Annotated in this window: 11 protein-coding genes and 1 pseudogene; 5 read left to right on the forward strand and 7 right to left on the reverse strand. The window is 71.1% G+C overall.

Annotated elements, in window-relative coordinates; translation table 11 throughout:
• The 4 genes from cobA to E3T33_RS14475 all read left to right on the forward strand — a co-directional run.
• A partial coding sequence (gene cobA, locus E3T33_RS14460; protein WP_134575648.1) for a uroporphyrinogen-III C-methyltransferase occupies positions 1-920 on the forward strand: 920 nt, incomplete at its 5' end.
• Positions 917-2,383, forward strand: coding sequence for an FAD-dependent oxidoreductase (locus E3T33_RS14465; RefSeq protein ID WP_134575650.1), 1,467 nt, complete (start codon positions 917-919; stop codon positions 2,381-2,383). The genes cobA and E3T33_RS14465, both read left to right, overlap by 4 nt.
• Positions 2,380-2,706, forward strand: coding sequence for a ferredoxin (gene fdxA, locus E3T33_RS14470; RefSeq protein WP_092323628.1), 327 nt, complete (start codon positions 2,380-2,382; stop codon positions 2,704-2,706). The genes E3T33_RS14465 and fdxA overlap by 4 nt, the downstream gene beginning before the upstream one ends.
• Entirely contained in the window at positions 2,703-3,707 is a 1,005-nt protein-coding gene (locus E3T33_RS14475; RefSeq protein WP_092323629.1) for an NAD(P)/FAD-dependent oxidoreductase, read from the forward strand. The genes fdxA and E3T33_RS14475 overlap by 4 nt, the downstream gene beginning before the upstream one ends.
• Positions 3,708-3,794: 87 nt before the next feature.
• Here the strand turns inward: E3T33_RS14475 and E3T33_RS14480 are convergent, their stop codons facing one another.
• Together E3T33_RS14480 and smc are read right to left on the reverse strand one after the other, a co-directional pair.
• Positions 3,795-4,310 (reverse strand): DinB family protein, encoded by a 516-nt coding sequence (locus E3T33_RS14480; RefSeq protein WP_092323631.1) that lies wholly within the window; start codon positions 4,308-4,310, stop codon positions 3,795-3,797.
• Positions 4,307-7,888 (reverse strand): chromosome segregation protein SMC, encoded by a 3,582-nt coding sequence (gene smc, locus E3T33_RS14485; RefSeq protein ID WP_092323632.1) that lies wholly within the window; start codon positions 7,886-7,888, stop codon positions 4,307-4,309. Before smc ends, E3T33_RS14480 begins: the two co-directional genes overlap by 4 nt.
• Before the next feature lie 157 nt (positions 7,889-8,045).
• On the opposite strand from smc, the gene E3T33_RS14490 reads away from it, so the two are divergent.
• A complete protein-coding gene (locus tag E3T33_RS14490) occupies positions 8,046-9,119 on the forward strand; it encodes a GNAT family N-acetyltransferase (protein WP_092323634.1) in 1,074 nt (357 codons plus the stop codon).
• 88 nt (positions 9,120-9,207) lie between these two features.
• On the opposite strand, the gene mutM is transcribed toward E3T33_RS14490, so the two are convergent.
• From mutM to E3T33_RS15355, 5 genes and pseudogenes are all read right to left on the reverse strand, one after another.
• Positions 9,208-10,188 carry a bifunctional DNA-formamidopyrimidine glycosylase/DNA-(apurinic or apyrimidinic site) lyase gene (gene mutM, locus E3T33_RS14495; protein WP_092323635.1) on the reverse strand — a complete coding sequence of 327 codons (981 nt, stop codon included), beginning with the start codon at positions 10,186-10,188 and terminating at the stop codon, positions 9,208-9,210.
• 21 nt (positions 10,189-10,209) lie between these two features.
• Positions 10,210-10,902 carry a ribonuclease III gene (gene rnc / locus E3T33_RS14500; protein ID WP_092323714.1) on the reverse strand — a complete coding sequence of 231 codons (693 nt, stop codon included), beginning with the start codon at positions 10,900-10,902 and terminating at the stop codon, positions 10,210-10,212.
• 19 nt (positions 10,903-10,921) lie between these two features.
• Positions 10,922-11,125: a 50S ribosomal protein L32 gene (rpmF, locus tag E3T33_RS14505; protein WP_092323636.1), complete on the reverse strand. Its 204-nt coding sequence runs from the start codon at positions 11,123-11,125 to the stop codon at positions 10,922-10,924.
• 2 nt (positions 11,126-11,127) lie between these two features.
• Entirely contained in the window at positions 11,128-11,700 is a 573-nt protein-coding gene (locus E3T33_RS14510; protein WP_092323638.1) for a DUF177 domain-containing protein, read from the reverse strand.
• A gap of 11 nt (positions 11,701-11,711) precedes the next feature.
• Positions 11,712-12,056 (reverse strand): annotated as a pseudogene (locus tag E3T33_RS15355) (hypothetical protein); the annotation flags it as partial.

A 12,056-nucleotide genomic window follows, 5' to 3' on the forward strand; every position in this document is an offset into this window, starting at 1 on the left:
CCTGGGTTCCGGCCGTCGCCCGGCGGGACGCGGTCACCGTCGCCGTGTCGGCGGGCGGGGATCCGCGCCGCGCGATGGCACTCCGGGATGCGATCGCCACCGCCCTCGACGCGGGCTCGCTGCCGCTGCGGCACCACCGCCGCGCGGAGGGAGCCGGCACCGTGCACCTCGTCGGCGGCGGGCCCGGCGATCCCGGCCTGATCACCGTGCGCGGGCGACGCCTGCTCGCGGAGGCCGACGTCGTCATCGCCGATCGACTGGGGCCGCGCTCGCTCCTCGGTGAGCTGTCTGCCGAGGTGCTCGTCATCGACGTCGGCAAGCTCCCCGGCCACCACCCGGTGCCGCAGGACGAGATCAACGCGCTCCTGGTCGAGCACGCCCTGGCCGGATCCCGGGTCGTGCGGCTCAAGGGCGGCGACCCGTTCGTGCTCGGACGCGGCGGCGAGGAGGCCGAGTACTGCCGCAGCCACGGCGTCCCGGTCGAAATAGTGCCCGGCGTGACCAGCGCCATTTCGGTCCCGGCCGCCGCCGGCATCCCGGTCACCCACCGCGGGGTCGCGGGCGGCTTCACCGTCGTCACCGGCCACGAGCAGATCGCCGGGCTGCCGGGCGGCGCCGACCACACGGTCGTGCTCCTGATGGGCGTGAGCGCCCTCGCCGGCTCGGCCGGGGTCCTGGCCGCCGGCTCCCGCGGCGGCGGATGCCCCGTCGCGATCATCGAGGACGGCTACGGCCTGAACCAGCGCGTCACCATCGGCACGCTCGACACGATTGCCGCGCAGGCGGGGGCCCGGGGCGTGCGCTCGCCGGCCGTCATCGTCGTCGGCGACGTCGTCTCCCTCAGCCCGTACGCAGACCCGACCATCCAGTTCGCCTCCCCCGTGCCGCGAAATGCCGTACCCCGAAAGGCCCTCACATGACCCGGACGCCTCCAGCGCCTGACGCGCCCCAGCCCCTGCCAGCGGCACAGAGCCGGCCCGCGGCCCAGCCCCTGCGCGTCGCGATCATCGGCGCCGGGCCGGCCGGAATCTACGCCGGCAACATCCTGAGTAAGGCAGTGCGGGACGCCGGCGCCGAGGTGGGCATCGACCTGTTCGATTCCCTGCCGGCCCCGTACGGGCTGATCCGGTACGGCGTCGCCCCCGACCACCCGCGCATCAAGGGCATCGTGAACTCCCTGCACGAGATGCTCGACACCGGCAACATCCGCTTCATCGGCAACGTCGCGTACGGCGTCGACCTGGGCCTGGACGAGCTGCGGGCGCACTACCACGCCGTCATCTTCGCGACCGGGGCGATCCGCGACGCCGACCTCGACATCCCCGGCATCGGTCTGCCCGGCTCGTTCGGCGCGGCCGACTTCGTCTCCTGGTTCGACGGGCACCCGGATGCCCCGCGCGTCTGGCCGCTCGATGCGACCGACATCGCCGTGATCGGCAACGGCAACGTCGCCCTCGACGTCGCCCGCATGCTCGCCAAGCACCCGGACGACCTGCTGCCGACGGATATTCCCGCCACGGTATACGACGGGCTGGCCGGCTCGCCGGTGACCGATGTGCACGTGTTCGGCCGCCGTGGGCCGGCGCAGGTGAAGTTCACCCCGATCGAGCTGCGCGAGCTCGGCGATGTGCCGGGCGTCGACGTGATCGTCTACGCGGAGGACTTCGACGACGCGGAGCTCGCCCGCCAGCTCTTAGGCGCCAACAACCAGGTCAAGGTCATGACCCGCACCCTCACCGGCTGGCTGGCGAAGGAACCCACGGGCGCCTCGCGCCGCCTGCACCTGCACTTCCACCACTCCCCGGCCCTGGTGTACGGCGACGGCCGGGTCGAGGGGATGCGCTTCGAACGCACCGAGGCGACCGGTGTTGCTGCCGGCGGCGGGGCGAGCGGCGTGCGCGGCACCGGCGAGATCAGGGACTACCCGCTGCAGGCGGTCTACCGCGCGGTCGGCTACCGCGGCAGCGCCCTCCCCGAGGTGCCGTTCGACGAGGCCCGCGGCGTGATCCCGAACGACGGCGGGCGTGTGCTCGACGCGGCCGGGGCGCCCATCCGGGGCCTCTACGCCACCGGCTGGATCAAGCGCGGACCGGTCGGCCTGATCGGCCATACCAAGGGCGATGCCCTGGAGACGATCACCCGGCTCGTCGACGACGCAGCGCTGCTGCCGGATCCGTCGGTCGCCGACCCGGACGCGGTGCTCGCGCTGCTGGCGGAGCGCGGCGTGCGGTTCACCACCTGGCCCGGCTGGCTCGCCCTCGACGCCCACGAACGCGGGCTCGGCGCCGCGGACGTCTCCCCGGTCGCGCGCGAACGGGTCAAGGTCGTCGCCCGCGGCGAGCAGGTCGACATCGCCCGCGCCGGCGCCCTGGTCGACTCGTGACCTACGTCATCGCGCTGCCCTGCGTCGACGTGAAGGACCGCGCCTGCATCGACGAATGCCCCGTGGACTGCATCTACGAGGGCGAGCGGTCGCTCTACATCCAGCCGGACGAGTGCGTGGACTGCGCCGCCTGCGAACCGGTCTGCCCGGTCGAGGCCATCTACTACGAGGACGACCTGCCCGAGGCATGGGCCGAGTACTACACCGCGAACGTCGAGTTCTTCTCCGAGATCGGCTCCCCCGGTGGAGCCGCGAAGACGGGCACGCTGGGCTTCGATCATCCGATCATCGCCGCGCTCCCGCCCCAGGGCGGCAGCGAATGAGTGACGAAGCGGGCTCCTCTGCTCACGAAGCCTACGACAGCGACGCCTACGACTGCGTGGTCATCGGGGCCGGCCCGGCCGGGTTGTCCGCCGCGCTCAACCTGACCCGCGCGCGCCAGCGGGTGCTCGTCGTCGACAGCGACCGGCCGCGCCACGCGGCCACGATGCTCTCGCACGGTTTCCTCACCCGGGACGGCGTGCCGCCGCACGAGCTGCGCCGCATCGCCAGGGAGGAACTCGAGCGCTACCCCGAGGCCGAGATCCTGCGACGATCCACGGTCGACCGGGTCGAGCGCAACCATGATCGTGACGAGGCCGGCGGTGCCCACGCTGGGGCGCATCCCTTCACCGTGCGGATCAGCGGGCGCACAGCGGCCGGCGCGCGCGTGGTGAGGAGCCGCACGGTTGTGGTGGCGACGGGCCTCCGCGAGACCCTTCCGGCGCTTCCGTCCATCCGCGCCTACTACGGCATGAGCCTGTTCAGCTGCGCGGCCTGCGACGGCTACGAGCAGGGCGAGGGCCCCGTAGCCCTGATCGGCGAGACCGACGACCTGTTCGCCCGGGCGCTCCTGGTCGGGCAGTGGAGCAGCACGGTGACCGTGTTCACGAACGGCGTGGCGTCGCTGACCGCGCACGAGGAGAGCGAACTCGGCGACCGGGGCATCAGGGTCGAACGCCGGGTCATCGACGACCTCGAAGGTGAGCGCGGAGCGATCGCCGCCGTGCGCCTTTTCGATGGGGAACGGATCCCGGTCACCGGCGGGTTCGTGCGTCCGCTCTGGCATCCGATCGTGGGGTTCCTGGGCGACCTGGACCTGGACACCGACGCCTCAGGCCACCTGGTCACCGACCGGGACGGCCGCACCAGCCTGGCCGGTGTCTATGCGGCCGGGGATGTCGCCGCTCCCGGCCCGCAACAGCTCATCGTCGCCGCCGGGGCCGGCGCGCGTGCCGCCGCGATCATCACCCACGACCTGCTCGGGGTGACGACCGCCCACTGAGCGATGACTTCTAGCTGTGGCCGCACGCATCCGTCCCGGAGCAACGCAAGCGGCCACTGCTGGGAGTTATCCCCCACTACTCGCGTGCTACTCCCCGACGGTCCCGTCGACGGCCTCCCGCAGCAGGTCGGCGTGGCCGCAGTGCCGCGCGGTCTCCTCGATCAGGTGGGTGAGGATCCAGCGCAGGTTCCAGTGTGCGCCGTCCCGGTCGGTGCCGACGGACAGCGCGGAGAGGTCAGCGCCGGCCAGGGCGTGGCGGCTGCGCTCGCAGGCCGACTGGTACAGCGAACGCAGGGCATCCGGATCGTCTCCCGCGGCGCTGTGGAAGTCCCAGTCCCGGTCTTCGGCCCACGGCGCACTCGCCCACGGCTCGAGCTCCGGCAGGCCGAGGAACTTCTCCTGGATCCAGTAGTCCTCGACCAGGGCGAGGTGCTTGAGCAGCCCGCCCAGGGTGAGCGTCGACGGAAGCAGCCGCCGGTTCAGCCCGGCGGCATCCAGCCCCTCGGTCTTACCCAGCAGCGCCGCCCGCAGGAAGTCGAGGAACTCGTTCAGGGTGGTCCGCTCGTCGGCGGCGGGCTGCGGGTCGATGCGGTCCATGGTCATGAGACCTTCTCCGTCTCCCGTTCCGTCTCCCTGGCGACGCGCTGGCCGACGACCGCGGACACGCCGTCCTGCCGCATCGAGACGCCGTAGAGGGCGTCCGCGATCTCCATCGTGCGTTTCTGGTGCGTGATCACGATGAGCTGGCTGGTCTCGCGCAGGTCCTCGAAGATCGTGAGCAGCCGGCCGAGGTTGGCGTCGTCAAGGGCCGCCTCGACCTCGTCCATGATGTAGAACGGGCTGGGCCGGGCCTTGAAGATGGCGATCAGCAGGGCGACGGCGGCCAGCGACCGTTCGCCGCCCGAGAGCAGCGAGAGGCGTTCGATCTTCTTGCCGGCCGGCTTGACCGACACCTCGATGCCGGTCGTGAGCATGTCGTCCGGGTTCGTCAGCCAGATGCTGCCGCTGCCGCCGGGGAAAAGCACCGGGAACACGTCGGCGAAGGCCGCCCGGGTGTCCTCGAACGCGGCCGCGAAGATCGCGCCCATCTTCTCGTCGATGTCCCCGATGATCGTGAGCAGGTCCGTGCGCGTGTTGGTCAGGTCGGTCAACTGCTCGGTGAGGAATTTGTGCCGCTGCTCCAGCGCCGCGAACTCCTCGAGCGCGAGCGGGTTCACCCGACCGAGCTGGCCGAACTTGCGTTCGGCCGTGGCCAGGCGCCGCTTCTGCTGCTCGCGGTCGAACGGGGTGCCCTCCGCGCCCGGATCGACGGAGGCAACGGATGCCGCGGCCCCGTCTGCGACCTCGGCAGCGACGCCGTCCGCCGGAATCAACTGGTCCGGGCCGTACTCAGCGACGAGCACGTCCGGGGTCAGTCCGAGTTCGCTGCCGGCCCGTTCGATCAGGGCGGAGAGGTGCAGCTTCTTCTCGTAGATCTGCAGTTCGAGCCCGTGCACGTTCTCGGTGACGGCCTGCAGGCGGGTGCGCAGCGCGTTCTCCTCGCGGCGCAGCAGCAACAGCTCCTCGTTCTGGCTGGCCCGTTCGGCTTCGGCGGCGGCCAGCCGGGCGCGCGCCTCACCGACGGAGGCCTCGACGGAGGCCAGCACGGCCGGCAGCGCCTCGGCGACATTCGACGCCGCATCCACCTGCCGGCGACGGATGACCGCGCGCCGCGCCGCCTCTTCCGCCGCGGCCCGATCGGCCTCGAGCTGTTTGCCCAGCAGGGCCGTGCGCGCCTCCTCCGTCCGCACGCGTTCGCGGGCCGTCTCCACCTGGAGCCTCGCCTCGACTTCGCCGTCCCTGGCCTGCTCGAGCAGGGCGTAGAGCGCGTCCCTCGAGCTGACGTCGAGGATCGGCCGCGGCCGGGACTGCACCGTTTCGAGCTCGGCCCTGGCCCCTGCGACGGCGCCCTCGGCGTCGGCGACGGCAGCTGCGGCCAGCTTCAGGCCGGCGGACACCCGGTCGAGTTCGGCCCCGGATGCCTCGAGCTGCACGGTCGCCCGGTTGGTCTTCTCGGCCCTGGCCGCGAGCCGGGAATCGAACGCGCGCAGGGCGGTGAGGGCGCCCGCGGCCTGCTGCTTCAGCGCCTGCAGGAGCGTGCGCGCTTCGCCCAGGTCGAACCGAACCCGCTCAATGGACGACGTGACCAGGGCGAGCTTGTCGGCGGCCGTGTCGCGTTCGGCGACGAGTTCGAGCTTGCTTTGCCTGGCCCCGGAGCCGCCGCGGAGCACGTAAGCGGTGAGCACCTCGCCCGCCCTGGTGATGATCGTGAGGGAGCCAAGGCCGCGCCCGGCCAGCGCCCCGAACGCGGACCGCGCCGCCTCGAGGTCGTCGGCGATGACCGTGTGGGCGAGGATCCCGAGCACGCCGCTCGGCGCCTCGACCACGGACCGCGCCCAGGCCAGGCCGGGGAGGCCGTCCAGGTCGGGCGAGGCAGCGGCATCCGCGTCGGCGACGACCAGTTCGACCCGGCCGAGGTCGTCGCCCAGGGCGGTGTCCAGGGCCGCGAAGGCGTCGCCCTGGGTTTCGGCCAGGACCGCGTCGGCGAGCGAGCCGAGCGCGGCGGCGATCGCGGGTTCGTAGCCGGGGTGCACGCGCACGTGCTCGGCGAGCAGCCCGCGGATTCCCGGGAGTCCGGCACCGACGAGGGCGGATGATCCGTCCTTCTGGTCCAGGGCAAGCGAGAGGGCGCCGGTTCGCGCTGCGAGCGCATCCCGCTCGCGTTCCTGGCCGTGCAGCGTCTCGCGCAGGCTCTCGATCTCGGCTTCGACCTCCCGCACGGATGCCTGGGCTGCCTCGTACGCCTCGTCGAGGTTCGTGTCGACGTCACCCTCCGCGGCCTCCGCCTCGAGCGCGTCGAACTGCGCCTGCGCGGCGGCCCGACGTGACTCTGCCGCGTCGACGGCGTTCTGCTGGCGGAGCACCTCACCGCGAACGGCGGCCAGACGGGATGACGCGGTCTCGGACTGGCCCTTGAGCCTGGAGACCTCGAGGTCGTGCCTGGAGACGAGCACCGCCTGCGCGGCGATTTCCTCGTCAACCGAATCGAGCTGCCCGCGTGCTGCCGCCGCCCCGGCCTGCGCGGCAGCCCAGCGTTCCTGCGCGGCCGTGATGGCCTCCCGGAGCCGGTCGACCTCCGCCTGGGCATCCGTCAGCATTGCCGGAGTCACGCTGGGGCCTCCCGCGGCGGGCTCGGCCTGCGAACCGAGCAGCGCCAGCCGCTGGTTGGCGAGCGTGTAGAGGCCGCGAAGCCGCTCCTGCACGGATTCGAGGCCGAAGCTGGTGCGCCTGGCCAGGTCGACGGCATCCCCGACCTGCGCCTGCTCGAGGCGCTGGAGGCGCAGTTCCTTCTGGCCGAGCTGCTCCTGCAGCACGATCCGCTCGGAGTGGCGTTCGCTCTCGGTGCGCCCGTGCGAGTCGAGCGCCGTGCGCAGCGTGACAACGTCGTCCGCGAGGAGCCTGGCCCTGGCGTCGCGCACAACGGCTGCGATGGTCTGCGCCTCGCGGGCGATCTCGGCCTGGTGGCCGAGGGGCTTCAGCTGGCGCCGGATCTCCCCGGCAAGGTCGCTCAGCCGGGTCAGGTTGTTCTGCATGGCCTCGAGTTTGCGCAGGGTCTTCTCTTTGCGCCGCCGGTGCTTGAGGATGCCCGCTGCCTCCTCGATGAAGCCGCGGCGCTCCTCCGGGCTGGCGCGCAGCACCGCGTCGAGCTGGCCCTGGCCGACGATCACGTGCATTTCGCGGCCGAGGCCGGAGTCGCTGAGCAGCTCCTGAACGTCGAGGAGCCGGCAGGCCTGCCCGTTGATGGCGTAGTCGCTGCCGCCGTTGCGGAACAGGGTGCGCGAGATGGTGACCTCGGAGTACTCGATCGGCAGCGCGCCGTCGGCATTGTCGATCGTCAACGTCACTTCGGCCCGGCCGAGCGGCCCCTTAGTCGACGTGCCGGCGAAGATGACGTCCTCCATCTTTCCGCCGCGGAGGGTCTTGGCCCCCTGCTCGCCCATCACCCAGGCGAGCGCGTCGACGACGTTGGACTTGCCGGAGCCGTTCGGGCCGACCACGCACGTGACGCCCGGCTCGAAGGCGAAGGTGGTGGGCTGGGCGAACGACTTGAACCCCTTGAGGGTGAGGCTCTTCAGGTACAACGGGTGCCCTCTCCGAAGTGTCGATGTCGACGTGCCGTGGCCGTCACGGCCCGGTCATGCTGGGACTACGGTACCGGACTCTGTGCGGAGAACCCGGCAGGCGCCAGGCTGGTCGGCTGCGCAGATCGTGCGGCCTTCGCACCGGAAGCCGGCCGTCATGACGATCGAACACTTCACCGTCGGCGAACTCGCCGTCCCGGCCGCACCCGGGGCGGAGGGCTGGGGCGATTTCCGGGCCGCGACCACGGTGCGGAACGCGGTCGAAGCGGCCGCCTACGGCACCGACGAGCTCGCCCTGTCGGCCGAGGAACTGCTCCCCTACTGGCTGAACCAGGAGTACGCCCCGGCGCGGATGCTCGTGGCCCGCGTCGGCGGGGAAATCGTGGCGCGGGGCGTCTACGAGACGCGGCCTGAGGCATCCGCGGATGTCGCGTGGCTGGCCCTCGAGGTTCTCCCCGCTTTCCGGCGGCGAGGCATCGGGACCGCGCTGGCCGACCGCCTGGAGTCGATCGCTGCGGAGGAGGGGCGCGTGCGGGCACTCGTCTATGCGGCGTCGCGGGAGGCGCCGGGCGAGAGGCTGCCGTCGCCGACGGGTTTCGGCTCCGTGCCCCTGGCCAACCCGGAGGTGCGGTTCCTGCTGGCCCGCGGGTACACGCTCGAGCAGATGGAGCGCGGCAGCCGCCTGCCCCTGCCCGTCGACGAGGGCGCGCTGGCCCGGCACTTCGACGGCGCGGCGACGACGTCCGGCCCCGATTACGCCGTGCACCGCTGGGCCGACCGCACGCCCGAACGCTGGCTGGCGGACATGGCGCTCCTCCGCACCCGGATGACCACGGATGCCCCGAGCGCCGGGCTCGAGGAGCCCGAAGATGTCTGGACGGTGCAGCGCGTCCTCGAGGAGGATGAGGCGTTCGCGGCAGGCCCGCGGACGACCCTGACCGCCGTGGTGGAGCACCGGCCGACCGGGCGCCTGGCCGGGTTCACCGAGCTGTCCGTGCCGGCCGAGACGTCCCGCGCCGTGCACCAGGAGGACACCCTGGTGCTGAAGGAACACCGCGGCCACCGGCTCGGGATGCTGCTGAAGATCGCGAACCTGCAGGGTCTCGCGGCGGAGCGGCCGGGGCATCCGTCGGTGATCACGTTCAACGCCGAGGAGAACCGGCACATGCTCTCGGTGAACGAGGCCGTCGGCTTCGTCCCGATCGGCTACGAAGGCGCCTGGAGGCGCTAAACCCGCCGCCGCCCATCCCGCCGAAGGAAAACGAGGTCCGAGACCGAGACCGCGACCGAGACCCGAGAGCCGAGACCCGAGGGCGCGCTCAGCGCAGGCGCTGGCAGCGCGGGCAGAAGTGCGACGACCGGTTCATGAACTGGGCGCGCACCATGGTGGTGCCGCAGCGGAGGCACGGCTTGCCGTGCTGCCCGTAGGCGGTGAGGCTGTGCGAGAAGTACCCCGACTCGCCGTTGACGTTCACATACTGAGCGTCGAAGCTCGTTCCGCCCTCGGCCAGGGCCCGGTGCAGGATGCCGCGGACAGAGGCCAGCAGGGTGCGCGCCTTTGCCGCGGTGAGCGACGCGGCCGGCTGGTCGAAGTGGATGCGGGCGTCGAACAGGGCCTCGTCGGCGTAGATGTTGCCGATTCCGCTGATCAGCGTCTGGTCGAGGAGGGCCCGCTTGATGCCCGTCTTCTTGCGAGCCAGGGCGCGGAAGAAGGCATCCGCCGGGAAGGCAGGGTCGATCGGGTCACGGGCTATGTGCGCCACCTGCGAGGGGATGAGCGTCTCCCACTCCCCCGCCGCAGCAGCACCAGGGAAGCCGGCGGGCAGCCCGTCGCTCGTCGGCTGCATCCGGTCGACGGCCATGCTGCCGAAGATGCGCTGGTCGACGAAGTTGAGCCACAACTCACCGTGCACCGGATGCTCGAGGTGCAGCCGGATCCGCAACAGCCGATCCTCCGCCGGGCGGCCTCCGGTGATCGAACCTGTGGTGATCGAGCCCGTGGCGATCGAGCCCGTCGAGATCCGGGCTGCGCTGCCGGGCGCGCGCAGCAAGACCTGCCCGCTCATGCCGAGGTGGATGACCAGGGCCCGGCCGGAATCCAGCGGCAGCCAGAGGAACTTGCCGCGGCGCACGGCGGCCAGCACGCGCCGACCCTCGAGGAGGTCGGTGAACGGGCCGGCGGACAGGTCGTGGCGCCTGAGCGATCGTTGCTCGAAGACCTCCACGGCGGAAATGACCGCGCCGGTGACGGCCGGCTCAATGCCGGCGCGAACGACTTCAACCTCGGGCAGCTCCGGCACGTCGGCCTCACTCGGCCGGGGTCAGCCGGCGGAGAGCACGATCCAGGCCTCGAGCGCGGCAGCCATTTCGGCGTGCTTCTTGCTCGTGCCTTCGCCCCGCGCCGAGACGACGGTGCCGATGACGACCGTGGCGACGAACACCTTCGAGTGATCCGGTCCGCTTTCGGTGACGGTGTACACGGGCACGCCGGTTCCGCGGCGCGCCGCGACCTCCTGCAGGCTCGTTTTGGGGTCCATCGAGCCGCCGAAGCGGTCGGGATCGGACAGGAGCGGCTCGATCAGCCGCATCACGAGGGCGGTCGCCGCATCCGTGCCGGTGTCCAGATAGGCGGCGCCGATGAGCGCCTCGACCGTGTCGGCCAGGATGGACGCCTTCTCGCGGCCACCGGTGAGGACTTCACCGCGGCCCAGCCGGATGTACTCGCCGAGTGAGATGCCGCGTGCGACCTCCGCGAGGGCAGCACTGGAGACCAGGCGGGCCCGCCGCTTGGCGAGTTCGCCCTCGCTCAGCAGCGGGTACTCCCGGTACAGCATGACCGTCACCGACTGTCCGAGGATCGAGTCGCCCAGGAACTCCAGTCGCTCGTTCGTCGGGATTCCGCCGTTTTCGTACGCAAATGACCGGTGGGTCAGGGCGAGCTCAAGCAAACCCTGGTCGATCTGCACGCCCAGGGTCTCCTGCAACGCGGAAAGATCGACCGAACCACCGGTCATCGGTTCCCCGGTCATCGAATTAGACGTCGGCGACCTTGCGGCCCTTGTATTCCATGAACAGTGCCGTGCCGGCGGAGTCGGTGACGACCTTCGCACGGTGCGGGAGGCTGTAAACGACCTTGCCGTTTTCCATGGTCTTCACCAGGGTGGGGGCTTCGGCCTTCCAGCAGGAACGACGTGAGCGGGTGTTGGAGCGTGACTGCTTGCGCTTCGGAACTGCCATGACTACTTCTCTTCTCTATCCGTTTCAGCATGAGTGTCTTCACCCGTGCTGATGTCTGTGGAAGCCTGGAACTTCAGGAGCGCCGACCACCTGGGGTCAGGCGTCTCTTGCGGTTCCTGATCAGGGATTTCGGCCAACCGTAGCCCGGTCTCGGGGTCGAGACCTGGACAATCCGGCCGGCATACCGGCTGGAACGGCAGTGACAAAACCACTGCATCCCTGATCAGAGGTTCAAGATCCACGTGGTCGTCTTGAACCTCAAATTCAAAAGCTTCCTCTGAAGAATACGCGAAAAGCTCCGTAAACTCGACTTGGACAGGCAAGTCGATGTCAATCAGGCACCGACCGCACATTCCGCTGGCGGTTCCGGACACGTCCGCGGTCACCAGGATGCCCTCGTGGATCGCCTCCAGCCGCAGGTCTGCCTCGAGGGTGGACCCCGCTTTCACGGCCACCAGGCCTTCCCCGAGGTCTTCGGGCACCAGGATGTCGAGCTGGCGCTCATGCTGGATGCCGGGGCGGTTGATGAGGTCGCGGACATCGACTTTGTACGGTGTCTTTTTGAACTTGGTCACGAGGGGAAATTCTACGCGCCCTGCGAGGCAGCGCCGTCCCTCCGGGCGAGGACAGCCGGCCAGAGAGAGGCGGGGAGCGCGGCGGCACGGATTCGCGTGCCGGTATCGGCGCCGGTCCGGATGGCGCCGATGACGAGGTCGAGGTCGTGGCAGACCGCCGGCCCGGTGCCCTGTTCCTCGGACCCGGGGCGCGCGAAGCGCTGCCGCTCGGCCGCGACCAGGAGTCGCTCGAGCGCCGCGGCAGCATCCGAACCGGCAGCGTCCGAACCGGCCCCGGGCGAGCCGCTCCCCGAGGGGCCCGCCCCGGAGAGGCCGGGACGCAGCGCGAGGCGGCCGGCCAGCTCGCGCGGCGTCTC

Source organism: Cryobacterium sp. TMT1-2-1 (genome assembly GCF_004403955.1).
In the GTDB taxonomy this organism is placed as follows: Bacteria; Actinomycetota; Actinomycetes; order Actinomycetales; family Microbacteriaceae; genus Cryobacterium; species Cryobacterium psychrotolerans.

Coding starts and splice junctions, on each gene's coding strand:
- E3T33_RS14465 (WP_134575650.1), top strand. CDS start 917: ATGACCCGGACGCCTCCAGCGCCTGACGCGCCCCAGCCCCTGCCAGCG.
- rpmF (WP_092323636.1), bottom strand. CDS start 11,125: ATGGCAGTTCCGAAGCGCAAGCAGTCACGCTCCAACACCCGCTCACGT.
- E3T33_RS14475 (WP_092323629.1), top strand. CDS start 2,703: ATGAGTGACGAAGCGGGCTCCTCTGCTCACGAAGCCTACGACAGCGAC.
- E3T33_RS14480 (WP_092323631.1), bottom strand. CDS start 4,310: ATGACCATGGACCGCATCGACCCGCAGCCCGCCGCCGACGAGCGGACC.
- E3T33_RS14490 (WP_092323634.1), top strand. CDS start 8,046: ATGACGATCGAACACTTCACCGTCGGCGAACTCGCCGTCCCGGCCGCA.
- rnc (WP_092323714.1), bottom strand. CDS start 10,902: ATGACCGGTGGTTCGGTCGATCTTTCCGCGTTGCAGGAGACCCTGGGC.